Here is a 25,062-nt window from a genome sequence, read left to right as displayed (position 1 = left end):
GCGATATGTACCAAGTTCTTGATTGCCTGACGTACCAGCATGACTGGGAGCTGGTCGCGCTGGGCGGCGCGGTCTGCCTGCTCGCCAGCGCCGCAGCGATCAGCCTGTTCCATCGGGCGCGCGCGACACTGGGCTCTGCGCGCCTGGTCTGGCTTGCGCTCGACGCCATCGTCAGCGGTTGCGGCATCTGGGCGACGCATTTCATCGCGATGCTGGCTTACGGGCCGGGTGCCGGCGCCGCCTACAGCATTCCGGTGACGGTTCTGTCGCTGATCTTCGCGATCTCGGTAACCTTCGTGGGCCTGAGCATCGCGGTATCGTCCAAGCGCACGCACTGGGTCCTTCTCGGCGGTGCCATCGTCGGGGGCGGCGTCGCGGCCATGCACTATACCGGCATGGCGGCGCTGGAGCTGCCAGCGCATATCGGCTGGGTGAGCAGCACGGTGGCCGCCTCGATCCTGTTCGGAATCGTGTTCGGTGCGGCTGCCGTCCATGTCGCCGCGCGGCGAGACGATTTCTCGCATGCCATGACCGCCACCGGCCTGCTCACGCTCGCCATCGTCTCGCATCACTTCACGGCGATGGGCGCCGTCGTGCTGACGCCGGATCCGACGCTTGCCATCGACGGCTTGTCGATCGAGCCGGCGACGCTCTCCTTGCTCACCGCGAGCGCCGCGGCTGCCATCATCGCCATCGCGCTCGTCGCCGCCATCCTCGATCGCCGCGCCAAGGGCGAATTGGGACGCCAGCAGGTCGTGCTCGATACCGCGCTCGAAAACATGTCGCAGGGCCTTTGCATGTTCGACAGGGACGGCAGGATCCTGCTGTTCAACGAGCACTATGCCGCGATGATGGGCCGGACCGACATGATGTTGATCGGGCGTACACTGCTCGATGTGCTCCTGGAACAGAAGGCGATGGGCAGGTGGGAGGGCAACCCGGAGGAGTTCTTCGCGCAAGTCGTCGCCGACGCTCGCGACAGCCGTACCACGACAACGATCGTTCGCCGGTTCGGCCGTTCGATCCGTGTCGTCAATCAGCCGATGCAGGGCGGCGGCTGGGTCGCGACCTTCGAGGACATCACCGAATGGCTGGCGGCGCAGGACAAGATCTCCCACATGGCGCGTCACGACGCGCTGACCAATCTGCCGAACCGCGTGCTCTTCCATGAGCAGCTCGAGCAGGGCCTGCGCCTCGCCAGGTCCGGCGACCAGCTCGCAATGCTGTGCCTCGATCTCGATCACTTCAAGGACATCAACGATTCGCTCGGGCATCCGATCGGTGACGCGCTGCTCAAGGAGGTCGGCCGCAGGTTGGCTGCCTGCGTGGGCGAGAAAGACACCGTGGCGCGGCTCGGGGGCGACGAGTTCGCCGTTGTCCAACTCGGCAAGGAGGAGGAAGCCGCGGCCGCGGCGCTCGCCGGACGCCTGGTCGAGGTGATTTCCGCGCCCTATGAGATCGCCGACCATCAGATCATCATCGGCGTCTCGATCGGCATCGCGCTGTCGCCGCAGGACGGCAGCAATCCGGACGAGCTATTGAAGAACGCCGACCTTGCGCTGTACCGCGCCAAAGCCGACGGCCGCGGCACCTATCGCTTCTTCGAGACCGGCATGGATGCCCGCGCGCAGGCACGACGGCTGCTCGAAATGGACATGCGGGCCGCGCTGGGCAGGAACGAGTTCGAGGTCCATTACCAGCCGATCCGCGATGTTGCCAGGGATCGCGTCGTGGGCTTTGAGGCGCTGAGCCGATGGAATCACCCGGAACGCGGCCTGATCCCGCCGGTCGCCTTCATTCCGCTTGCCGAAGAAACCGGCCTGATCGTGCAGCTCGGTGAACAGGTGCTGCGCAACGCCTGTGCCGATGCGGCCACCTGGCCCGAGGAGATCGGCGTTGCCGTCAACCTCTCGCCGGTGCAGTTCAAGAATCCGAACCTGGTCGCCTCGGTGACCGAGGCGCTGGCCGCCTCGGGGCTCGCCGCCGCGCGCCTGGAACTCGAGATTACTGAATCCGTGCTGCTCCAGAACAGCGAGGCGACGCTTGCGATCCTGCACGAGCTGCGCGCGCAAGGGGTGCGGATATCGCTCGACGATTTTGGCACGGGTTATTCCTCGCTCAGCTACTTGCGCAGCTTCCCCTTCGACAAGATCAAGATCGACCGCTCGTTCGTGTCCGAACTCTCGACGCGCGACGACTCGATGGCGATTGTCCGCGCCGTCACCAGCCTCGGGCGAAGCCTCGGGATCGTGACTACGGCTGAGGGCGTGGAGAACGATGCGCAGCTCGAGCTCTTGCGACGCGAGGGCTGCACCCAGGCGCAAGGCTATCTGTTCAGCGCGCCGCGGCCGGCGTCCGAAGTTGCGATGATGCTGGCGAAGCCGCGCCTGCGGGCCTCTGCCTGAATGTCAGCCCTTGCGGAGCGCGAAATGCGCACCGCAGAACGCCATCACTGCGCCGAGGCCCAGTGCGGCAAGGCCGGCCAGCACGCCGGAGATGGTCGGGATCGGGCTCGGTGCGGAGGCTGCCTGTCCGGCACCCGCGAGCAGCAGCACGCCGACCGCGATCAGGAACTGCCGCATCCGTTGCGGGATTTGGCCCGAGACGGCGCTCTGCATCAGCGTTGCGGTGAAGTAGCCGCCCGAAAAGCCGACAGTGGCGATCAGCCACCATGCGATCGCCGCACCGGCCGGCATGACCTCATGCGTGTCCAAGCGCCAAAGGCCGCCGAGGTCGAGTCCGTAGCGCGCGCCCAGCATGTGAACCGCGAGCGCGAGCAGCATGCCCGCGATCATTGCGCCGCCGAGAATCAGGTGACGGGGGAAAAAGGTCGTCTCAGCCATGCCTCGTTTGTAGGATGGGCGAGGGCAGTCGCGCAAGCCGATCGGGCCGCGCGCTAAGTTGATAAGGTCGATCGAGATGTCCGAGGTGCAGCAGGCCGGCGCGCAAGCCACGAGTGCGCAAGTCACGAGCTACGCCTACAAGGCGTCGCTGATCGGCTCGGCGCACCGCTTCGAACTGACGGATGAGGGCCTGTCGTGGCAAATCGCCGGCCGCTACGGCCTGTGGCGCTATGGCGAGATCTCGGCGATCAGGCTGTCGTACCGGCCCGTCTCGATGCAGCAGCACCGCTTTCGCGCCGATCTTCGCCATGCGGATGGCCGCCGCATCTCGATCCTGTCGACGACCTGGCAGACCGCGGCGCTGATGGCCGCGCAGGATCGCGGTTTTCGCGATTTCATCGTCCTGTTGCATGCTCGCATGGCGAAAGCGGGCAGCCGTGCCAGGCTGACCGCAGGCCTCGGGCGCGCCGCCTACACGGCCGCGCTCGTGCTGTTGGCGATTTTGGCGGTGGCGATGGCCGGGCTCCTGGTCCGCGCCGTCGTGACCGCCGAATTCACGGGCGCGCTGTTCATCATCGGCTTCGCCGCATTGTTCACCTGGCAGATCGGCGGCTTCATCCGGCGCAATCAGCCGCGCAGCTACAGCTTTGACCGGCTGCCCGAGGCGCTGCTGCCATAGGGACGGCTGCAACCGGCGGTCATCAAACGTGACTTCGCCGCAGCGCGCCGGTGTCGCATCCTCATCGTCATGGAGCGCAGCAAGCGAATGCCGACGGCGGATGAGATCGCCGCGATCAATGCCACGCATCTGATCGAAACCCCGCTTTGGCCGGCTGACCTGCTGTTCCTGTTTGGAACCCGCGAGGACGTCGCGCTGCGCGCCGATACCGCGGCCCGGCTTTGGCGGGACGGCTATTTCCGCTGGTCGATTGTCAGCGGCGGCGTGACGCCGGGTTCGGAGCAATCCGAGTGCAAGCTGATCAAGGCAGCGATGGTCGAAGCCGGCATTCCGGCGGATCGGATCCTCGAAGAGCAGCGGGCGACGAATACGGGGGAGAACGTCGTCTTCTCGCTGCCGATCATCGATGCGGCGCTCGGGCTGCAAAACATTCGCAGCGTGATCTGCCTCGGCAATACCTGGACCGCGCGTCGCTATCCCATGACGCTGCACCGCCACTGGCCGGAGCCGGCCAAGATGCTCGTCACTGTCGACAGTTTCGCAACGCGACGCGGGCTCTGGCACACCGATGCCGAGTTTCGCCGGCGCGTCCTGCACGAATGGGACAAGATCGAGCCTTACAAGGCGAAGGGCTTCATCGCGGACTGGCCGGCGGCGTGAGAGGTCGGCACGTTACTGGCCGGCATGTTACTCCGTCGAATCGAAATCCTCTTCCTTCGAGCGCAGCATCGCCGAGAGTGTGCGCAGGCCCGTGTCGAGCTGCTCGAACGTTGGTGCGCCGAGCGCAAGGCGGACCGCATTGGGGGCGTGGCCACTGGCGATCGCGAACGTTGTCGAGGGCGTCAGTGCAATGTCGCGGCGGCTGGCTGCGGCGACCAGTGTCTGCGAGCGCCAATGTGGCGGCAGCGACAGCCACAGATGATAGGCTTTCGGGTCGGCCTGGATATCGAAGCCAGCGAGCCGCTGCGCGGCCAGATGCTGGCGCTTGCCCGCATCGATGCGTTTGAGGCGCGACAATTCGGCGGCAGTGCCGTCGATCATCAGGCGCTGTCCCGCCGCAAAGGCAAAGCCCGACGCGGTCCAGCCGCCCGAGCGCACCGAGGCCATCACGCTCTCACGCAAATGCGCCGGCGCGACGATGAAGCCGAGCGCGAGCCCCGGCGCAACCTTCTTCGACAGGCTGTCGAGCACGAGGCAGCGGTCCGGCGCGAGCGAGGCGAGGGGCACCTCGTCGGTGAGAAAACCATAGACGGTGTCCTCGATGATCGGCAGGTCGAGCTTCTCGGCGACGCGCAGCACGTCGTTGCGGCGGCCGAGCGGCATGGTCATGCCGAGCGGATTCTGCATCGTCGGCTGGAGATAGAGCGCGGCAAGATGCGCCTCGCGATGCGCCTTCTGGATCGCGTCCGGGCGCACGCCGTGCTCGTCCATCGCGAGCGGCACCAGCGCGATGCCGAGCCGCGCGGCGATGCCCTTGATGAAGGGGTAGGTCAGCGCCTCGACTCCGCAGCGCCCGCCCGCAGGCACGAGCGCGGCAAGCGCGGCGGCGATGCATTGCCGTCCGTTGGAGGTGAAGACGAGATGATCGGCGGCAGGCGTCCAGCCGTTGCGCGCAAGGAATGATGAGGAAATGCTCCGAGCTGCCTGCGTGCCGGTGCTCGTTGCGGGCCGCATCGCGGCCTCGAGCCCCTCGGGGCGCTCGAGACCGGCGAGGCTCTTTGCGATCATCGCCGATTGCTGCGGCAGGAGCGGATAGTTGAACTCGAAGTCGATGCGCGCGCCGTGCGGCTCGGCGGGAGCCGGGATCCCGCGTCGCGCCTCGCCGGAAATGAACGTGCCGCGGCCGACCTCGCCGACGACGAGGCCGCGACGCAGCAGCTCCGTATAAACCCGGCTCGCGGTCGAGACGGCAATGCCGCGCTCATAGGCGAAATTGCGCTGCGGCGGCAGGCGGTCGCCCGGCCTTAACGCGCCGTTAGCGATATCGGCGGCAATGGCATCGGCCAGCTTCACGTACTCGAACTTGGACATTATTGCACCGAGAGCAATGTTTTCCTTGCACCGAGGATTGTACTGGAGCATTTAAGTTCCATCAAGTTCCGCGATTGAACCCCGGCTGCGCGAGCAATCCGAGGGCAATGAAGGAGCAGACGCCGATCAGCATCTGTGCCGGCGGCATCGCTTTCGCCGCGCGGGACATTGGCCGGAGAAGAAACATGACCACCGTCTCGCAAACTGCCGGGCAGCCTCTCAGCCCACCCTCATCAGGCGGATTCCTCCGCTCGCTCGTCAACGGCGCCTCGGCGCTGCTCGACTTCCTGGAGCGCCGCACCGCCGTCAAAACGCTGAACGAGCTCGACGACCGCGCGCTGCGCGACATCGGGATCACGCGCTCGCAGATCGAGGATGCCGTTTACGGACAGGTGAAAGCCGAACTGGCGCGGTATCTGTAGCCAACCGCGGGGATCAGGCGATTGCGGCCTGTCCCCATGCTGCGCCAAAGGCTCGATCGTCGTCGGAACGATCGGGCTTGCGGCGCGGCCTCGTCGCGGCGCCGTGTTCGCGCCGGTGTCGAAGGCCGAGACGTCGCGCATGCATGGCGACGTTGTCGACGAGTGCCGTTATCCGTGCCGACGCCTGTTTGACGACGTACAGGATCGTCGTGACGCGGCTCAGCACGCCGAGCAGGAACAACACCGAGAATACGTCGATATAGGCAAGGAGATCGCCGACCAGCATCAGCTCGGGCGGGATCGGGATCCTGTGGTAGTAGGCCAGGATCAGAATGACGACGGGGATGAAGGCGATGACCTTCCGTACCGTCAACCTGTCCAGCAGCGCCGCCAGTTGTACGACCAGCACCTCCCAGAGCGCATCTCCGATCGCGAGCGGGACTTCGTAACTCCATTTGCGCCACCAGTCCCGCATGCGATTGCTCCGAAGTCAGTGCCTGACCACCAGCACCGAGCATTTGGCGTAGCGCACCACGTGGCCGGCGTTCGAGCCCAGGAAATAGGTCCGCATTGCCGGGCGGTGCGAGGTCATGACGATGAGCTCGGCCTTCATGTGCGCCGCTTCCTCGAGGATCTCGTGATAGATGCCGCCCTGACGCACCACGCTGGAGATGCGCGGGGCGTCGATACCGGACTCGCGCGCGACGATCGCGAGGGCTTCCTCCGAGGTCTGGCGCTGCTGCTCGTCGAAATCCGCCGGCACATATTCGGCCAGCATGACCGGCGTCATCGGCAGCACGTTGAGCAGGCGCACCGTGCCGTTCCAGGTCTGCGACAGCGTCGCCGCCGTTGCGATCGCAGGTTTTGCGAGGTCGGTGTCGGCAAGGTCGATGGGCACGAGAATGGACTTGAACATCTGCGCCTCCCTGTCTTTCGACGGCCGAGGACGGCGCCCTGTGTCCTCATGCCTGCTTCAGCAACTTGGGGCTGACGAACAGCACCAGCTTCCCGCGGCGGTACGCCACGTCGCCCCAATCCTTGACGTCAAAGTCGAAGACCGCAAGTCCCGCTGTGGGCAGATTGTGGGCGAGGGCCTTCCGGCCGGCTTCATCACCGCTGCCCATCAGCATCAATGCAATTTCATGCATGCCCGGATTGTGACCGACCAGCATCAGGTTCTTCGGCGAGGCCGGAACGGTTGCGATGCGAATGATTTCCAGGAGCTGCGCGGGACCGGCGCCATAGAGTTCCGGCAGCAATTCGACCTGGGGCTCCGCGACACGATTCTTCATGGTTTCCCAGGCGATGTCCCAGGTCTGCCTGGCCCGCACGGCGGGCGAAACCAGCACGGTATTGGGGAACGGCGGATGATGGGCGACCCAGTCGCCCATATGGGCTGCATCCCGATGGCCCCGGTCGTCGAGACGGCGGTCCTGGTCACGGCCGCTCGGTGCGTCAGTCTCGGTCTTGGCGTGACGCAGCAGCATCAAACGGCGCATGGCATTCTCGAATCATTACAGTCGTAATTAATGTACAGGCACAGGCATCGGTTCAGGACAAGGTGACAAGCGCCTGACCGGTGCCTTAAGAAAACGACATGAGCGAGACTTACACAAGCGTGTCCCAGGAAGAAGTCGGCTTTCGCGAGCGCGAGCGGCTGTCGTTCGATCTCGACGCCGATATCTGCGTGATCGGCGCTGGGCTCGCCGGGCTCACGATCGCGCTGGAGGCGGCTCGGCTCGGGGCCAGCGTCGCGGTGCTGGAGGGCCGGCATGTCGGCTGGAACGCGTCCGGCAACCAGCTCGGCACCGTGATGCCGGGCTTTGCGCTTCCGCTCGCCGATCTGATCGAGCGCATCGGTTTCGAGGACGCGCGCGAACTCTGGGCGCTTTCGAAGGAGGGCGCCAAATTCGTGCGCGCCAACGCCACCGAAGAGGCGATCCCGGGGATCGGCCTCGGCGACGGCGTGCTCGAGGTTTCCAATATCGATGCCGGGGACCGGCTGATCAGCCGGCTCCAGATGCTGAACGAGGATTTCGATACCGAGGCCGAGGGCTGGCAGGCTGATCGCGTGCGCGCAGTGCTCAAGTCCGACCGCTATTTCCATGGCGTCTATTACCCGAGGGCGTTCCACGTCGACGGCAGGAAATATGTCCACGGCCTCGCGGCCCTGGCGCGGCGGGCCGGCGCGCGCATCTTCGAGGAGACGCCGGTCGTCAGCATCGATCATTCCGGCATCCGCAAGCGTATCGTGACGCCGTCGGCACGCCTGCGCGCCACGCATATCGTGCTCGCCGGCAACATCCATCTCGGCGCGCCGCTGAAGCGCCTGTCGGACACATTGCTGCCGGTCTGGCGCTACGCAGGCGTCACCGCGCCGCTCGGCGAGCGCCTCTCCGAGATCCTCGCCTTCAAGGGATCGGTGATGGATACCGACGGCATCGATCATTTCCGCGTCGTCGACCGCGACCGTTTGATGTGGGAAAGCCCGGAGACGACATGGGCGGCGAGCCCGCAGCGCTTCGCGGGCGCCATCAAGCGCCGGATCCGCACGATCCTTCCGAATCTCGGCGAGGTCGAGATCGCCGAGATGTTTGGCGGGGCCACCGGCCAGACCGTGCACGGCATGCCGCAGATCGGGCAGCTCCGCAAAGGACTGTGGGTGGCAAGCGGTTTTGGCCGCCAGGGCATGAATACCTCGGCCATGGCTGGGCAGCTCATCGCCCGCGGCATCTTCCGGGGCGACGACCGCTGGCGCCTGTTCTCGTCGTTCGAACTGGTCTGGGCGGGCGGGATGACCGGGCGCGCCGCCGGCCAGATGATCGGGCTCTGGGGCAGGGCGAGCTCGGCCGCCGCCGGTGCGCTCGCGCGTTACCGCGACCGGGCACGGGTCAGGGAGAGGGCGCGCGAGGCGAAGCTGGCTGAGGCCAATCGGGCCGCCGGCACGGGTCCGCGGCGTACTCCGCCCGGCGCCGTGCGCCCGGTTCGGCCCGCCCCGCGGCCGGAACCGGTGCCGCATGCCGAGGAGGCCGTGTCGGAGGAGCAGGGCGTCTCGCAATAATTTGAGAAAAAACTCCGCCTGACGGTGTAACGTCGCGCGTTGAAGCCCGTATCTCAGCGCGTGGACAGGTGAAAAGTCCCTCGCACGGAGAAAGAGATGTTTGACCGCCGCATCCTGTTGACGTCCGTTGCCGGCCTCTTCGGCCTGACGGCGTTCCGCTGGTTGAGAGCGACCCCGGCCAAGGCTGGAGAGAAGGCCGCGGAGAAATTCGAGGTCGAGAAGACGGAGGCCGAGTGGCGCGCCCAGCTCACGCCTCAGCAGTACGAGATTTTGCGCAACCACGGCACCGAGCGGCCCGGCTCGAGTCCGCTTCTGAAGGAGCATCGCAAGGGCATCTTCGCCTGCGCCGGCTGCGACCTGCCGCTGTTCGCCTCCGACACCAAGTTCGAGAGCGGCACCGGTTGGCCGAGCTTCTACCAGCCGATCGAAGGCAATGTTGGCAAGACCGAGGACCGGACCTACGGCATGGTCCGCACCGAGGTGCATTGCCGGCGCTGCGGCGGCCATCTCGGCCACGTCTTCGACGACGGTCCGAAGCCCACCGGATTGCGCTACTGCATTGACGGTTTCGGGCTGGTCTTCCACCCGGCGGCGGCGTCCGCGACTTGAGCCTTGCGCCCGGCAATTGTTGCCGGCTCGGCAATTGTGCCCCGGTCTCACGGCCGGGGCATGTCTATTTAAGTCATTGATTTCCTGAGAATACCCGCATTGGCATAGCCCTTGCGATGTCTCCTTTCGAATGCGGCCATGGGTCCGGCGGCCGCCGAGATCGGATTTGGAGACAAAGTTATGGGTATCTTCGATGCAATGAACACCTCGGTGGGGGGGCTGCAGGCGCAGTCCTATGCGCTGCAGAACATTTCCGGCAACATCGCGAACTCATCCACCACCGGCTACAAGGGCATCGGAACCAGCTTCGAGGATCTCATCCCGGACGCCTCCGTGCCGAGCAAGCAGGTCGCCGGCGGCGTCACCGCGCATGCCCAGGCAACCATCACCACCCAGGGCACGATCTCATCCTCCAGCGTCGCCACCAACATGGCGATCACCGGCGACGGCTTCTTCTCGGTGCAGAAGGCGAGCGGCGTCGTCGACAACGTGCCGGTGTTCGACGGCGTCAACTACTACACCCGCCGCGGCGACTTCCAGGTCAACGCCAACGGCAATCTCGTCAACGGCGCCGGCTACTACCTGATGGGCGTCGCGGTCGACCCGAAGACCGGCAACGCGCTCGGCAACGTGCCGACGGTGCTGCAATTCCAGAACAACTTCGTCCCGGCGCAGGCGACCACCGCGATCCAGTATGCGGCGAACCTGCCGAGCCAGCCGAACACGTTGGCGAGCTCGACGGCGGCGAGCGGCTCGCTCGTGGCCTATGGTGGCCTTAATCCGTCCGATTTCGCGTCGAGTCCGTTGCCGTATGTCGATGCGACGGTCACCGGCACGGCCGTCAACAACCAGGCTTCCGCGCCTGCTCCTATCACCTCAGCGACGGCGCTGTCGGGCACCGCGCCCAGCGACTCGTTGACGACCAGCTTCGCCGCCGGCGACACTATCGTGGTCGACGGCACCACCATCACCATCACCGCGGCCGGCACCGGCCTGCAGGATTCTACCCATGTTCGCGCGGACGATACCGTCGGCGATCTGCTCACGGCGATCGGCGGCATCACCGGCGTGGCACCGACGATCAGCGGCGGCGCCATCACGCTTCACACCGGCGCCATGAAGGACCTTACCATCACGAGTGCGTCGTCCGCCTTTTCCGCGCTCGGTTTCACGAGCCCGGTATCGCAGGCCCGCGGCACCGGCAACAGCGTCGTGACTAGCAACGACGTTTCGACCTTCACCAAGGAGTCCATCAGCGGCGGCGCAGTGACTGCGTTTAATGCTTCCGGCACGCCGGTGAACCTGCAATTGCGCTGGGCCAAGGTCGACAGCTCCTCACTCGGGACCGGGCACTCCGACACCTGGAACCTGTTCTATCAGTCGAACGCCGATGCGACCGGCACCCAGACGGCTTGGATCAACACCGGCACTAATTTCACCTTTGCCAGCGACGGCTCGCTCAGTTCCCCGAGCGGTTCAGGCATCACCATCCCCAACGTCACCGTCGGCGGCCAGTCGCTGGGCTCGGTGGCCTTCAACATCTCCTCCGGCGGACTGACGCAATATGCCAGCACCAGCGGCGCCGTCACCATCAACACCATCACGCAGAACGGCTACGCCGCCGGCCAGCTCCGCTCGGTCGCCGTCAACAACAACGGCATCGTGGTCGGCACCTTCTCCAACGGCCAGAACCTCGATCTCGCTGCGGTGACGCTCTCGCACTTCAACGGCACCAACTATCTGAAGGCGATGGACGGCGGCGCCTATGCCGTGACCGACCAGTCGGGCCCGGCGATCGACGGCGCTTCCGGCAGCATCAGCGGCTCGTCGCTTGAGGGATCGAACACCGACATCGCCGACGAATTCACCAAGCTGATCGTGACCCAGCAGGCCTATTCGGCCAACACCAAGGTCATCACGACGGCGAACTCGATGGTGCAGGATCTCCTGAACGTGTTGCGCTGATCAGCGCCGACGCAGCGTAACCAGAGGCGGGCAGTAACATGGGTTTGAGTTCATCCCTCGCCAGCGCAATGAGCGGCCTGCGCGCCAACCAGGCCGCGCTTTCGATCGTCTCCTCGAACGTCGCCAATTCGCAGACGCCGGGTTACGTTGCGCAGTCGCCGAACCAGATCGAGGTCACCACCGGCGACTTCGGTTCGACGGTGACGACCACCGGCGTCAGCCGCGACCTCGATGCCTATGTGCAGGGCCAGCTCCGCACCGAGATCGGCGGCGGCGGCTACGCCGACCAGATGGCCAACATTCTGAAGCAGCTTCAGAATGTCTACGGCAACCCCGGCGGCAGCGGCACGCTCGAAACCGCGCTGAACGATTTCACAAGTGCGTTGCAGGCATTGTCGACGAGCGCAGGCGCGTCGTCTGCGCAGACCGTCGCGGTCGCTGCGGCGCAGTCGCTGGCGCAGCAGCTCAACCTCACTACCAAGGGCATCCAGTCGCTGCGCAGCAATGCCGAGCAGGATCTGAGCACCTCGGCGCAGCAGGCCAACGCGGCGATGCAGCAGATCGCCGACATCAATACCAAGCTGCAAGGCCTGAGCTCGAGCGATCCGTCGGCGGCGACGCTGATGGATCAGCGCGACCAGGCCATCAACACGCTGTCGAAATATGTCGACGTCCGCGTCGTTACCGACGGCTCCAACCAGGCCAACGTCTATACCAGCACGGGCATCCAGCTCGTCGGCGCGGGGCTGGCCTCGAAGTTCACCTTCTCGTCCGCTGGCGCGCTGACGGCGAATTCGCTCTATGACAGCAATCCGGCCAAATCCGGCGTCGGCGCATTCAACATCTCGCTGCCGAACGGCTCGTCGATCGACGTCGTCGCCAACAACGTGGTGTCGTCGGGACAGATCGCGGCCGACCTCAAGCTGCGCGACCAGACGCTGGTGCAGGCGCAGACCCAGGTCGACCAGCTCGCCGCGACGATGGCGAGCGCCATGTCCGACAAGACCACGGCCGGAACGGCCGTGGCCGGCCCGCCGTCCGGCTTCACGGTCGACATCTCCAATACGGCGCCTGGCAATTCGGTCAACCTGGCCTACACCGACGCCGCGACCAACACCCAGCGCCAGATCACGATCGTCAACGTGACGGATCCGGCGGCGCTGCCGTTGCAAAACGCCACCAATGCCAATCCGCTCAAGGTCGGCGTCGACTTCTCCGCGCCGATGGCCACGATCCTGTCCACGCTCAACACCGCGCTCGCCGGCACAACCCATCTGTCGTTTGCGGGCTCCGGCACCACGCTCCAGATCACGGACGACGGCACCGGTGCGAGCACGGTCAAGTCGGCCTCGGTGACCAAGACGATCTCCGCGCTCCAGTCGGGCAACGCGCAATTGCCGTTGTTCACTGACGGCAGCGCGCTCTACACCGGCGCGATCACCTCGTCGGGGTCGCAGATGACTGGACTTGCCGGACGTATCGGGGTGAACGCGGCGGTCGTGAGCGACCCGAGCAAGATCTCGGTCTACAACACCTCGCCGGTGACGCCCGCGGGCGATACCACGCGATCGGACTTTCTCTACACGCAGCTTACCAGCTCGGTGTTCTCCTATTCGCCGACGACAGGTCTGGGCTCGTCGAGCCAGCCATTCAGCGGCACGGTCTCGAGCTATCTGCAGCAGTTTCTGAGCATCCAGAGCAACGCCTCGACCCAGGCGACGGCGCTCCAGCAGGGCCAGAGCGTGGTCGTCTCGACCCTCCAGGCGAAGTTCAACTCGACCTCCAGCGTCAATCTGGACTCGGAGATGTCGAACCTGATTCAGCTCCAGAATGCCTATGCCGCCAATGCCCATGTCATGTCGGTGGTGCAGAGCATGATGAACACATTGCTCCAGGCTCAAGTGTAACCAGTACAGGGCTCTGAAAGATGTCGATCAGCAGCATCAACTATTCTTCGTCGGTCCTCGGCGCGCAGATCCGCAACATCAATCAGCAGCTCACCGATCTGTCGACACAGCTCTCGACCGGCAAGCTGTCGCAGACTTATTCCGGCATGGGGACCAACGAAGGTTTTGCGATCGCCGGGCGCGCGCAACTTTCCAACATCGCCGCCTACACCGACACGATCACCAACGTGAACGTCAACATCAACCTCGCCAACACCGCGCTCCAGTCGCTGACGACGATCCGCAACACGGTACAGACTGGCTCCGCCAGCACCGCCCAGGATCTCAACGTCAACGGCCAGACGATCGCGCAGAACACCGCCGCCGCCCAGTTCGGCTCGATGGTCGGCGTCCTCAACACGCAGTCAGGCAACCGCTATCTGTTCTCCGGGACCGCCTTCAACACGCAGTCCGTCGCCAATGCCGACGACATCATCAACGGGACGACGACGCAGGCCGGCCTGAAGACCGTCATGGCGGAGCGCCAGGCGGCCGATCTCGGCGCCAACGGCATGGGCCGGCTGGTGCAGACGCAGCCGACGCCGAGCTCTGTGCAAGTGTCCGAGGACGCCGCGGGATCGCCCTTCGGGTTGAAGATCGCGGCCGTTTCCTCGACGTTGACGGGCGCGACGGTCACGGGTCCGAGCGGCTCGCCGGTGTCGTTTTCGGTGGACCTCAACGGCACCAATCCAAACAATGGCGACAAGCTCAGCGTCCAGTTCACGCTTCCGGACGGCACGACCGAGCAGATCGACCTGACCGCGTCGACCGCCACGCCGACGCCGACCGGCAGCTTTGCGATCGATACGACCACTCCGGGCAACACCGCTACGAATCTCAACGCCGCGCTGAACACCGCGATCCAGAAGCTTGCCAACACTTCGCTGGTGGCGGCATCCGCCGTCACCGCCGGCGACAATTTCTTCAACACCGCGAGCTCGGCGACGGGAACGGCGGCAGTCTCCAATCAGGCCGCGCCGCCGGCTTCGACCACGGCCACGGGCGCGACAGCGCTGTCCGGCACGGCTCCCTCGGACTCGATATCACCCGGCTTCTCGGTCGGCGATTCCATCACCGTCAACGGCACCACGCTGAGCTTCGTCGGCTCGGGTGCGACCGGCAATCAGCTCAACGTCACCGACAGCATCCAGACCCTGCTCAGCAAGATCGATTCGATCACGGGCACCTCGAAGCCGTCGACGATCCATGGCGGCGTAGTCACGATCAACACCGACGATGCGGCGAGCCTGAACATCTCGGGCTCGACTCCGGGCGCCACGGCCGCGCTGAACACGCTGGGGTTCAGCTCGTCCCCGATCACCGCCACGCAACCACCGCTGCGCGTGGGCTCTTCGCCGGCGAGCTCTGCGACGACGCTGGTGAACGGCTCCGCCAATACGGTGAAATGGTACACTGGCAATGACGGGCCCGGCTCACCGCGCTCGACCGCGGTCGCGCGGGTCGACGATTCCATCACGGTGCAATATGGCGCCCAGGCCGACGAGGATGCGATCCGCACCCAGTTGCAGGCGATCGCCGTGTTCGGCACGTTCTCGACCTCGCCGACCGGGCAATATTCCGGGGCCCAGGTCGCGGCGCTGAGCCTGCGCACGACGCAGGCGCTGACGCCGCAGCCCGGGCAACAGAAGATCGAGGACATCCAGACCGATATCGCGATGGCCCAGAACACGATGAAGGACGCAACCACGCGTCAGACTCAGGCCAAGGCGCAGCTTCAGTCCATCATCGACCAGGCCGAGTCGGCGTCTCCCGACCAGGTCGCGAGCGAGATCCTGGCGCTCCAGAACGCGCTCCAGGCGTCCTACCAGACCACGGCGAACCTGGCGCAGCTCTCGCTCGTCAAGTTCCTGTAAGGGAGCGTTAAGGCTCCATTAACCATGCCTGTTTACCTCTTGGTGAGGAATTGGGGCGCGCGGGGCAATTGATGTCGGATCGGATGCAGCTTGTGGTGGCGACGCCGTGTTTCGGCGGCCAGGTGTCGAGCATCTATGCGAGCTCGATCTTCGCGCTCCAGCGCGCCGTGCACGGCATGTCCAATCTCGAGCTCAAGGTGCTCCTGCGCGACGGCGACGCGCTGATCACCCGGGCGCGGGCCAATCTGGTCGCGATGTTTCTCGACGATCCCAAGGCGACGCATTTCTTGTTCATCGACGCCGACATCGGGTTCAAGCCCGAACAGGTGTTCCGGCTGATCGAATGCGGGGCCGACGTCGTCGCCGGCTGCTATCCGATCAAGCGCGTCAACTGGGACAAGGCCGGGCGGGCGATCCAGGCCGGCCGGACCGACGTGCCGGCGGCCTCGCTCGATTACGTGCTCGAGATCGAGGATCCCGACCGCATCGTCGTCGTCAACGGATTTACCCGCGTGCGTTACGCAGGCACCGGATTCCTCATGATTCGCCGTCACGTGCTGGAGGCGATGTGCCGGCACCCGAACTATGCGAGCTTGCAGTTCTTCCGCGAGCATTCCCACGACACGCTGGCTGCGAGCCAGAACCGCTTCGCGCTGTTCGAATGCATGATCGACCCGGCGACCGGCACCTATCTCTCCGAGGATTTCGCCTTCTGCAAGCGCTGGACCGATATCGGCGGCGAGATCTGGGCCGACCTCCAGAGCTCGCTCGATCATGTCGGCCCGTCGGTGTTCCACGGCGACATCACCTCGCAATTCGCGCCGGCACCCGCCGCCGCAGCAGACGCCGCGTGAGCTTTCGGGATGAGCCTCGGCGCACCCCGCCTGCGAGCTGAAGACGGCCCGCGATACGGGCTGCGCGACCTCTTCACGCCGCTGGAGACGCTGCTTGCCTCCGGTGGCGACCAGCGCCTGGCGCTCGATCCGCGCGATGGTCTCAACGCCTACGCCTGCGCGCCGCAGCCGACGCCCGAGATCTGGAATTTTGCATCCTCGACCGCATCCTCGATCTCGCAAGCGGCCTATGAGCGCGCTGCGCTCGCGCGCGAGGAACTCGTGCACAAATCGCTGTTCGACGAGGTTGAGGTCGCTTTCGACGCCCGCATCGAGGACATGCGCGACGAACTGCGCACCCATCTCCAGCTCTCGCCGCGGGTGGATGTCGTGTTCTCGCCGTCCGGCACCGATGCGCAGCTTCACGCGCTGTTCCTGGCGCGCGCCGTGCTCGGTGCGCCGCCGGTCACCATCGTCGTCGGCTCCGACCAGACTGGAAGCGGAACAGCGTTCACCGCGCGCGGGCGTCATTTCAGCTCGGTGACGGCGAGCGGCGTGTCGGTCCGCAAGGATGGTCCGATCGCAGGTCTCGGCAGCGACAGTGTTGCGCTGTCGCTGATGGATGAGGCGGACGCCGACTCCGCGGTGCTTCGCGCAATCACCATGGTGGTCGCCCAGGGCGCGCCCGTGTTGCTTCAGATCATGGACTCCTCGAAGCTCGGCTGGCGCGCGCCGAGCGAGGCCTGTCTCGACGAGATCGCAAAACGCTGGCCAGGCAGAGTTCAGATTGCGGTCGATGCCTGCCAGATGCGGCTCGGGCGGCGTCGGCTGCGCTTCTATCTGGATCGCGGCTACATGGTGCTGGTCAGCGGCTCGAAATTCTTCGGCGGGCCCGCCTTCAGCGGCGCGCTCCTGGTGCCCAAGGGATTTGCCCGCGCTCTCGATCGCCTGAACGAGATTGCGCCCGGCTTCCTCGACTACGCCAGCCGCTTCGACTGGCCGAAGGGCTGGAGCGGCCTGCGATCGCGTTTCGAGCGCCGGCCGAACTTCGGTCAGTGGCTGCGCTGGGAAGCGGCACTGGCGGAGATCGCCAGCTACTACGCGCTGCCCGGTGCCTTCCGCGCCAAGGCGCTCGGCGAGCTCAGGGCCGGCATCGACGACATGATCGCCTTGACGCCTACGCTCCGCGCGATCACGTCCACCTCGCGCCGGAGCAGCGTGGACGACGAGGAATTCGTTCACGACACGATCTTTCCCGTCATGCTTCTGCGCGACGGCCGCCCGGCCACGACTGCCGATACCAACGCGATCTATCGTGCGCTCGCACGCGACGTGAGCGACGTCGACGTCGGTAGCGCCGCGGACCGGCAGGTGGCCGCGCAGCGCTGTCTCGTCGGCCAGCCGGTGCGGCTGCAGCGGCCGGACGGCACGCAAGCGCTGCTGCGGCTCTGCGTGGGCGCGCAGCTCGTGACCGGGGCGTGGTCGGCGGACGCGGCGCAAGGGCAAAGAAATCTTCAGCAAGTTCTCGAGCGCATCGCCCACGTGCTGGCGAAGATCGAGCTGCTGCTTGGCCGCACCAACAGCGCGACATCTGCATCCGGAGCCTGACATGCAGTCCGAAGTTTCGTATCCGCTTGGCGTCAGCGCGGCGCAAGTTGCCGATCGTATCGGCTTTGCGCGGTTGACGCATCAGGCGTTCGTCGGCGTCGATCTGCGGCCGCTGCGTGATCAGCTCGTGAGCAAGATCGCCGATGGCACCGCGCAGGCCGGCGAGGGGCTCGACCTGTCGCTGATCGCGCAGCTTCTCGGCGACAAGGAGGCGGGCCTTGCGATCCAGGCCGAGGTGCTCGCCTTCCATCAATTGTTCCGCTCGCCTTGCGCCGTCGCAAAGCCGGCGTTGCGCGTGCTCGCGCTCGCTGCGGCCATCGACATGGGCGGCAACACCCCGATCGAATTCCTGCTCGAAAGCTCGGACATCGAGCTGTTGACACTCTACGTCGTCAAGGGCGTCGGCCTGCCGGAGCCGCTGCCGGATCACGACGTCGCCATCGTCGTCGCATCCGATTCCGAAGAATGCCGCGAGCCGTTAGCTGCGATCGGCAATGCCGCCGCGAGCTGGCCAAGGCCGTTGCTCAACCGTCCGGATCGCATCGCCAACCTCGATCGCGACAAGCTGCATCGCCTGCTCGCCGGTACGGCGGGCCTCGACATTCCCGCGACGGTCTGCGCGACGCGCGCGCAATTGTCGGGTCTGTCGCAAGCGCGGACCCGCTGCGAGGACATCACGGGCGAATTGCGCTTCCCGATGATCGTGCGGCCGCGCGGCACGCATGCGGGCGTGGGACTGGCAAAGGTCGATGATGCCGCGGCGCTCAGCGAGTATCTGGCCGGGCGGCAGGAGCAGGAATTCTTCGTCGCACGCTTCGTCGACTATTCCAGCGCCGACGGACTCTTCCGCAAATATCGGCTCGCCATCGTCGACGGCAGGCCGTACGCCTGTCACATGGCGATCGCCGACCGCTGGGACATCTGGTACCTCAACGCCTACATGGCCTTCAGCGAAGAGAAGCGCGCGGAGGAAGCCGACTTCATGCGCGACTTCGATGTTGCCTTCGCGAGTCGTCATAGTGCGGCGCTCGACGAGATGATCGCTCGCGTGGGGCTGGACTATTTCACCATCGACTGCGCCGAGAACAAACGCGGCGAGCTCTTGATCTTCGAGGCCGACAACACGGCCGTTGTGCACAACATGGACTCGCCGGACGTGTTTCCGTACAAGCAGCCGCAGATGCGCAAGATCTTTGCCGCGTTCACGTCGATGCTGTCGCGACACGCGAAGGCGGACGGGAGCAGGGCGTGAACGAGATCATCCGGGGCGATATCCAGAGCGCACCCGCAAGCACTTCGCTCGATCCGCAGGATTGGAGTGCGTTCCGTGCGCTCGCTCACCGTATGCTGGACGAGACGATCGATTCCATTGCCAATGTGCGCGAACGGGCGGTGTGGCAGCCCGCGCCGGACAGTGTTCGCGCGCAAATGAAGGCGGATGTGCCGCGCGCGGCGACCGATCTCGGCGACGTCTATCGCGAGTTCGCCGATGTGATCGCGCCTTACGCGACAGGCAACGTCCATCCCGGTTTCATGGGTTGGGTGCATGGCGGCGGTACTGCGGTCGGCATGCTCGCGGAGATGCTGGCGGCCGGGCTCAACGCCAATCTCGGTGGCCGCGATCACATGCCGATCGAGGTCGAGCGGCAGATCACCGCATGGATGCGAGAGCTATTCGGCTTTCCGCAAGGTGCCAGCGGCATCTTCGTCACGGGCACGTCGATGGCGAACCTGATGGCGGTGCTGGTGGCCCGCACGAACGCGCTGGGTACGCTTGCACGTCAGCACGGCATCGGCAATGACGGCGCGCTGCTCACCGCCTACACATCGAAGGCGGCGCATGGCTGCATCGCGAAGGCGATGGACATGGCTGGACTCGGCACCGATGCGCTGCGCCAGATCGATGTCGATGCGGAGCATCGCATCGACATTGCCGCTCTGCGAGCGCAGATCGCCGTCGATCGCGACGTCGGTTTCAAGCCGTTTCTCGTGGTCGCGTCTGCAGGCACCGTCGATATCGGCGCGATCGATGATCTTGCCGCTCTTGCGCAACTATGCAGCGAGGAAGGGATCTGGTTCCACGTCGACGGTGCGTTCGGTGCACTGGCGATTCTTTCATCTGAACTGGCGCCGCGCCTTGCCGGTATCGAGCTTGCCGATTCCATCGCGCTCGATTTCCACAAATGGGGGCAGGTGCCGTATGACGCCGGCTTCCTGATGGTGCGCGACGGTGAGAAGCATCGGCAGGCTTTTGCGCAGCCTGCGGCGTATCTGCGGCGCGAGGCGAGGGGGCTGGCTGCGGGCTCGCATTGGCCGTGTGATTTTGGCCCTGATCTGTCGCGTAGTTTTCGTGCACTGAAAACCTGGTTCACATTGAAGACGTTCGGCACTGACAGGCTGGGCGCCATGATCGCGCACACCTGCGCGCTCGCCAGATATCTCGAAACGCGCGTTCTTGCCGAGCCTCGGCTCGAACTCCTGGCGCCGGTCAATCTCAACATCGTCTGCTTCCGATATCGTGCCGACGACGAGATCAATCGCGAGATCGTGGCCGACATCCAGGTATCGGGCGTCGCCGCGCCCTCGAGCACGACGCTGGACGGCAAGTTTGCGATCCGCGCGGCGATCGTCAATCACCGCACGGACGTGACCGACATCGATGCGCTGGTTGCCGCCGTGCTGGATTTCGGTGCGAGGCGATCGGGAGATGGCCTGATCGAGATCGACGCGCCGCCGCTCGCGGCGCAGTAGTCCCTCGAGGGCGTCCTGAAAACGAAACCGCCCCGGACCAGGTCCGGGGCGGTTTCGTTTGAAGATCTCTGCGAGGCGTCTAGGCTGCCGAACTCACGTTGCCCTTGACGTCGTCCTTCGGATGCGTGGCCTCGTATTGGTCCCGCAGCTTGTCTTCATAGGCGATCAGCTTGCGGGCCTCTTTGAGCGCGCGATAGAGATCGCCGCTCATGATATTGTTGTTGATGCCTTCGATGATCGGCCATGCGCTCGGCACGGCAGTTACGATGTCGCGCACCAGGTTGAAATAGGTGCCGTGCTGGGTCTGCGGATCCGGCGAGATATACATCAACTGCACCGCCAGATAGACGAGCTTTGCCGGGCTGTTCGCGGTATCGGGGGTGAGGATGTCGCGCTCGCGCAGGATCGGTACATTCTCGCCGTCGATCAGGAGGCGGGCACGCTGGTCTGTATTGGTGATCACGCAATTGCCGACGATGATGCGTTCGTGCGGTCTGAGCTCGACTTTGAGAGCCATGCCTGTTCTCCATCAACGCTTTTGTAAATGAGCGACAGGCGCACCCAGTCAATGACGGCTGTCGGCTCCGATTGGGCCTGATCCTTGCTGAATGTGGTTAACGCGTCGTAAACACCGGCGCGCATCGCCGAAAAGCGAATTATTTCAATATGTTGGCGGATGACAAGGAGCCGGCCTGAACCGTTGCGAGATACCGTTTCGGCCCGAGGCGGACAAAAGCGCGGGTTTCATTTCACGGATTGTTAGAGGCTTGGACGCACCGTCCGCCGGTCGTTTGATCAATCTCGGTCAAACAGGACGCGTAGCTACTACCAGAAAGGTAACAGTATGTCCGGTATCGTTCTCTCCGCATCGGTTCGTCAGAACCTGCTCTCCCTCCAGTCCACCGCCGACCTCCTCGCCACCACCCAGTCCCGTCTGTCGACTGGCCGGAAGGTGAACTCGGCGCTCGACAATCCCACCAACTACTTCACCGCGCAGGGCCTCGACAACCGCGCCAGCGACATCGGCAACCTGCTCGATGGCATCGGCAACGGCGTCCAGGTGCTGCAGGCCGCCAACACTGGCATCACCTCGCTGCAGAAGCTGGTCGACAGCGCCAAGTCGATCGCCAACCAGGTGCTGCAGAGCCCGACGGGCTACTCGACCAAGTCGACCGTGACCTCGACCGCCATCACCGGCGCGACCGCCAGCAACCTGCTGGGCACGGGCTACACCAACGCCACTTCCACCCCCGGCACCACTATTAAGAACGACAACACGACTTCTGTCGACATCACGGCCGCGACCCAGCTGGTTGGTACCTCCAGTGGTACGTCCGACGACCTTGCCACGGCCATCACCACCGGTTCTGTCCTAACGGTCAACGGCAAGACCATCACGTTCGACAACACCGTGACCACCTCGACCCAAGACGCCTCGGGCAACTTCACCATCGGCATCAAATCGGGTAGCACCCTGACGGTGGGGACGGTGCTTAGCGCGATCGATACCATTACCGGCGCCGCGACGGCTTCGACCGTCAACGGTTCTGGTCAGCTCGTGCTGAGCACAGGTACTGCCTCGGACCTCACGATCTCCGGCTCGGGCAACGTGCTCACAGCCCTCGGCCTGTCGGCCGGTACCACCGCGCGCACCCCGCCCGCTATCTCCGGCCAGACGCTGACGATCGCTGCCACCGGCGGCGGCGCTGGCACCAGCATCACCTTCGGCACCGGTACCGGCCAGGTCTCGACGCTGAACGGGCTCAATGCGGCGCTGTCGGCCAACAACCTGCAGGCCTCGATCGACTCAACCGGCGTGATCTCCATCACGACCACCAACGACGCGGCGTCCTCGACGATCGGCGCGCTCAGCGGCTCGGCCATTACCAGCGCCGGCCCGTTCCACAGCTCCACCGTGGCGGCTCCGGTCGCCGATCCGACCTCGCAGGCCCAGCGTGCCAGCCTGGTTGCGCAGTACAACAACGTGCTCGCGCAAATCGACACCACGGCGCAGGACGCGTCCTTCAACGGCGTCAACCTGTTGAATGGCGATACGCTGAAGCTGACGTTCAACGAAACCGGCAAGTCGACGCTGAGCATCACCGGCGTTACCTTCAACACCGGCGGCCTCGGTCTGTCGAGCCTGAGCTCGGGTACCGACTTCCTGGACAACGCTTCGGCAAACAAGGAGCTGACCGTGCTCAATGCGGCCAGCAGCACGCTGCGTTCGGAAGCGTCGACGCTCGGTTCGAACCTGTCGGTCGTGCAGATCCGCCAGGACTTCAACAAGAACCTGATCGACGTCCTGCAGACTGGCTCGTCCAACCTGACGTTGGCCGACACCAACGAGGAAGCGGCCAACAGCCAAGCGCTGTCGACCCGCCAGTCGATCGCTGTCTCGGCGCTGTCGCTGGCCAACCAGTCGCAGCAGAGCGTGTTGCAGCTGCTCCGCTGATACGCGGCGAAAATCGCTAACCAAAACATCGCGGCGGGGCATTTGCCCCGCCGCTTTTTTTCGTCTCGCGATACGGCGGGCCGGGCGTTTGCGGACCCTGGCGTTAACCGATCGTTAACCTTGCGGCTTAAGCCGCCATTAACCTTAATTTAAAGGACACCCCCTAAAACTGGACAAAAGCCAATTCTCCAATCGGCGAGCCCCGATTCGTACCGGTTTCGCGTCCCAACAGGAAGATCCGCCAATGTCCAACATCGTTCTTTCGGCATCAGTTCGCCAGAACCTGTTGTCGCTTCAGTCGACGGCAGACCTGCTCGCGACGACGCAGGAGCGCCTTGCGACCGGAAAGAAGGTGAACACCGCGCTCGACAACCCCACCAACTTCTTCACTGCGCAGGGGCTCGACAACCGCGCCAGCGACATCAGCAATCTCCTCGACGGCATCAGCAACGGCGTTCAGGTGCTGCAGGCGGCCAACACCGGCATCACCTCGCTGCAGAAGCTGGTCGACAGCGCCAAGTCGATCGCGAGCCAGGTGCTTCAAAGCCCGACGGGCTATTCACCCAAGTCCAACGTCACGTCGGCCGCGATTACCGGTGCAACCCCCAACAACCTGCTCGGCTCGGCCTACACCAACAACACGGTCACCGGCACCACCATTCAGAACGACAACTCGAGTGGCGCACAGAACATCACGGCTGCGACCAAGCTTGTCGGCACCGCCGCCGCGGGTTCCGACGACCTCGGCACAGCCATCGCCAACGGCTCGGTCCTGACCATCGACAACAAGACTATCACCTTCTCGACCTCGCAGACCACCTCAACCACCGATTCCTTTGGCAACGTCACCATCGGCATCGGCTCTGGCAGTAACTTGACGGTGCAGACCGTGCTGTCCGCGATCGACAGCATCACCGGCACCGCGACGGCTTCGACCGTCAACGGTTCTGGTCAGCTTGTGCTGAGCACCGGCACGACGCAGGATCTGACGATCTCCGGCTCAGGCAACGTGCTCACGGCGCTCGGCCTCAGTGCCGGCGCCACCGCCCGCGTCCCGCCCCCGCTGAGCGGCAAGACGTTGCAGATCAATGCGACCGGTGGCGGTACCCAGACCAACATCACCTTCGGCACCGGCACCGGGCAGATCTCGACGCTCAATCAGCTCAATGCCGCGCTGGCGGCGAATAACCTGCAAGCAACGATCGACACCACGGGTCACCTCAACATCGTGACGTCCAACGATGCGGCGTCCTCGACGATCGGCACGATCGGCGGCACGGCTGCGGCGAGTGGTCAGCCCTTCTACGGCCTGATCGCGCCGGCCCCTGTCGCCGACCCGGATTCGCAGGCCACTCGTGCGAATCTAGTCTCGCAGTACAACAACGTGCTGGCACAGATCAATACGACTGCCCAGGACTCCTCCTACAATGGTGTGAACCTGCTGAATGGCGATACGCTGAAGCTGGTGTTCAACGAAACGGGAAGATCCACGCTGACCATTCAGGGCGTAACGTTCAACTATGCCGGTCTCAGCCTTGCGCCACTGACCCAGAGCGTTGATTTCCTCGACACCAATTCGGCGAACGCCGTCCTTACGTCGCTCAATTCGGCAAGCACGACGCTTCGTGCAGAAGCATCGACGCTCGGTTCGAATTTGTCGATCGTGCAGATCCGCCAGGATTTCAGCAAGAACCTGATCAACGTGCTGCAGACCGGTTCCTCCAGCCTGACGCTTGCCGATACGAACGAGGAGGCAGCGAACAGCCAGGCGCTGTCGACGCGGCAGTCGATCGCGGTCTCCGCGTTGTCGCTCGCCAACCAGTCGCAGCAGAGCGTGCTGCAATTGCTCAAGTAGTCGCGGAGCTGACGGACCTGCTTCGAGATTTCGCGGCGAGGCTGATGCCTCGCCGTTCTATTTGAATGAGATCGCTAAGACTCGATTAGCTGAGATCGGTGTATGACAAGTGCTGTGATTTACAGCGCAT

General features: G+C 64.7%; 21 protein-coding genes. 15 read left to right on the top strand and 6 right to left on the bottom strand.

The genetic code is table 11. The annotated features are described in order from the left end of the window. Window positions 1-5: 5 nt before the first annotated feature. A complete protein-coding gene (locus ACV1FX_RS09420; RefSeq protein ID WP_473117275.1) occupies window positions 6-2,405 on the top strand; it encodes a putative bifunctional diguanylate cyclase/phosphodiesterase in 2,400 nt (799 codons plus the stop codon). Window positions 2,406-2,408: 3 nt separating this feature from the next. On the opposite strand, the gene ACV1FX_RS09415 is transcribed toward ACV1FX_RS09420, so the two are convergent. Then, the gene (locus ACV1FX_RS09415; protein WP_473117274.1) at window positions 2,409-2,843 is read right to left on the bottom strand and encodes a hypothetical protein; all 435 of its coding nucleotides are present in this window, start codon (window positions 2,841-2,843) and stop codon (window positions 2,409-2,411) included. Between the two features lie 76 nt (window positions 2,844-2,919). Here ACV1FX_RS09415 and ACV1FX_RS09410 point away from each other — a divergent pair, with 76 nt between their 5' ends. Together ACV1FX_RS09410 and ACV1FX_RS09405 are read left to right on the top strand one after the other, a co-directional pair. Beyond that, window positions 2,920-3,522 (top strand): hypothetical protein, encoded by a 603-nt coding sequence (locus ACV1FX_RS09410; protein ID WP_473117273.1) that lies wholly within the window; start codon window positions 2,920-2,922, stop codon window positions 3,520-3,522. Window positions 3,523-3,609: 87 nt separating this feature from the next. Then, complete coding sequence (locus ACV1FX_RS09405; RefSeq protein WP_473117272.1) at window positions 3,610-4,182, top strand: YdcF family protein; 573 nt, start codon at window positions 3,610-3,612, stop codon at window positions 4,180-4,182. A 27-nt stretch (window positions 4,183-4,209) separates the two neighbouring features. Here the strand turns inward: ACV1FX_RS09405 and ACV1FX_RS09400 are convergent, their stop codons facing one another. Beyond that, window positions 4,210-5,553 (bottom strand): aminotransferase-like domain-containing protein, encoded by a 1,344-nt coding sequence (locus tag ACV1FX_RS09400; RefSeq protein WP_473117271.1) that lies wholly within the window; start codon window positions 5,551-5,553, stop codon window positions 4,210-4,212. A 107-nt stretch (window positions 5,554-5,660) separates the two neighbouring features. Between ACV1FX_RS09400 and ACV1FX_RS09395 the strand changes: the two genes are divergently transcribed. Then, on the top strand, window positions 5,661-5,975 hold the full coding sequence (locus ACV1FX_RS09395) for a DUF1127 domain-containing protein (RefSeq protein WP_473117270.1): 315 nt from the start codon (window positions 5,661-5,663) through the stop codon (window positions 5,973-5,975). Between the two features lie 13 nt (window positions 5,976-5,988). Here the strand turns inward: ACV1FX_RS09395 and ACV1FX_RS09390 are convergent, their stop codons facing one another. From ACV1FX_RS09390 to ACV1FX_RS09380, 3 genes are read right to left on the bottom strand one after another with little or no spacing between them, the layout of a single operon-like run. Further along, window positions 5,989-6,450, bottom strand: coding sequence for a hypothetical protein (locus tag ACV1FX_RS09390; RefSeq protein WP_473117269.1), 462 nt, complete (start codon window positions 6,448-6,450; stop codon window positions 5,989-5,991). A gap of 15 nt (window positions 6,451-6,465) precedes the next feature. Further along, complete coding sequence (locus ACV1FX_RS09385) at window positions 6,466-6,891, bottom strand: universal stress protein (RefSeq protein WP_473117268.1); 426 nt, start codon at window positions 6,889-6,891, stop codon at window positions 6,466-6,468. A gap of 46 nt (window positions 6,892-6,937) precedes the next feature. Next, window positions 6,938-7,474 carry a SixA phosphatase family protein gene (locus tag ACV1FX_RS09380; RefSeq protein ID WP_473117267.1) on the bottom strand — a complete coding sequence of 179 codons (537 nt, stop codon included), beginning with the start codon at window positions 7,472-7,474 and terminating at the stop codon, window positions 6,938-6,940. A 98-nt stretch (window positions 7,475-7,572) separates the two neighbouring features. Between ACV1FX_RS09380 and ACV1FX_RS09375 the strand changes: the two genes are divergently transcribed. From ACV1FX_RS09375 to ACV1FX_RS09335, 9 genes are all read left to right on the top strand, one after another. Next, complete coding sequence (locus tag ACV1FX_RS09375) at window positions 7,573-9,036, top strand: NAD(P)/FAD-dependent oxidoreductase (RefSeq protein WP_473117266.1); 1,464 nt, start codon at window positions 7,573-7,575, stop codon at window positions 9,034-9,036. 96 nt (window positions 9,037-9,132) lie between these two features. Next, the gene (msrB, locus tag ACV1FX_RS09370; RefSeq protein WP_473117265.1) at window positions 9,133-9,645 is read left to right on the top strand and encodes a peptide-methionine (R)-S-oxide reductase MsrB; all 513 of its coding nucleotides are present in this window, start codon (window positions 9,133-9,135) and stop codon (window positions 9,643-9,645) included. A 180-nt stretch (window positions 9,646-9,825) separates the two neighbouring features. Then, window positions 9,826-11,610, top strand: coding sequence for a flagellar hook-basal body complex protein (locus tag ACV1FX_RS09365; protein WP_473117264.1), 1,785 nt, complete (start codon window positions 9,826-9,828; stop codon window positions 11,608-11,610). Between the two features lie 38 nt (window positions 11,611-11,648). Further along, window positions 11,649-13,517: a flagellar hook-associated protein FlgK gene (gene flgK, locus ACV1FX_RS09360; protein WP_473117263.1), complete on the top strand. Its 1,869-nt coding sequence runs from the start codon at window positions 11,649-11,651 to the stop codon at window positions 13,515-13,517. Between the two features lie 20 nt (window positions 13,518-13,537). Continuing rightward, window positions 13,538-15,430, top strand: a complete 1,893-nt coding sequence (locus ACV1FX_RS09355) for a flagellin (protein ID WP_473117262.1) — start codon at window positions 13,538-13,540, stop codon at window positions 15,428-15,430. A gap of 71 nt (window positions 15,431-15,501) precedes the next feature. Then, window positions 15,502-16,284: a hypothetical protein gene (locus ACV1FX_RS09350; RefSeq protein ID WP_473117261.1), complete on the top strand. Its 783-nt coding sequence runs from the start codon at window positions 15,502-15,504 to the stop codon at window positions 16,282-16,284. A gap of 9 nt (window positions 16,285-16,293) precedes the next feature. Then, window positions 16,294-17,871, top strand: coding sequence for a hypothetical protein (locus tag ACV1FX_RS09345; protein WP_473117260.1), 1,578 nt, complete (start codon window positions 16,294-16,296; stop codon window positions 17,869-17,871). A gap of 1 nt (window position 17,872) precedes the next feature. Continuing rightward, on the top strand, window positions 17,873-19,123 hold the full coding sequence (locus ACV1FX_RS09340) for an ATP-grasp domain-containing protein (RefSeq protein WP_473117259.1): 1,251 nt from the start codon (window positions 17,873-17,875) through the stop codon (window positions 19,121-19,123). Then, window positions 19,120-20,622: a pyridoxal phosphate-dependent decarboxylase family protein gene (locus ACV1FX_RS09335; protein WP_473117258.1), complete on the top strand. Its 1,503-nt coding sequence runs from the start codon at window positions 19,120-19,122 to the stop codon at window positions 20,620-20,622. Before ACV1FX_RS09340 ends, ACV1FX_RS09335 begins: the two co-directional genes overlap by 4 nt. A gap of 79 nt (window positions 20,623-20,701) precedes the next feature. Here the strand turns inward: ACV1FX_RS09335 and flbT are convergent, their stop codons facing one another. Continuing rightward, window positions 20,702-21,139, bottom strand: a complete 438-nt coding sequence (flbT, locus tag ACV1FX_RS09330; RefSeq protein WP_473117257.1) for a flagellar biosynthesis repressor FlbT — start codon at window positions 21,137-21,139, stop codon at window positions 20,702-20,704. A gap of 327 nt (window positions 21,140-21,466) precedes the next feature. Between flbT and ACV1FX_RS09325 the strand changes: the two genes are divergently transcribed. Together ACV1FX_RS09325 and ACV1FX_RS09320 are read left to right on the top strand one after the other, a co-directional pair. Then, window positions 21,467-23,077 carry a flagellin N-terminal helical domain-containing protein gene (locus ACV1FX_RS09325; protein WP_473117256.1) on the top strand — a complete coding sequence of 537 codons (1,611 nt, stop codon included), beginning with the start codon at window positions 21,467-21,469 and terminating at the stop codon, window positions 23,075-23,077. 244 nt (window positions 23,078-23,321) lie between these two features. Beyond that, window positions 23,322-24,932 carry a flagellin N-terminal helical domain-containing protein gene (locus ACV1FX_RS09320; RefSeq protein ID WP_473117255.1) on the top strand — a complete coding sequence of 537 codons (1,611 nt, stop codon included), beginning with the start codon at window positions 23,322-23,324 and terminating at the stop codon, window positions 24,930-24,932. Window positions 24,933-25,062 lie beyond the last annotated feature (130 nt).

It is taken from the genome of Bradyrhizobium ingae, assembly GCF_055791185.1.
This window is presented reverse-complemented; position numbering and strand designations above follow the sequence as displayed.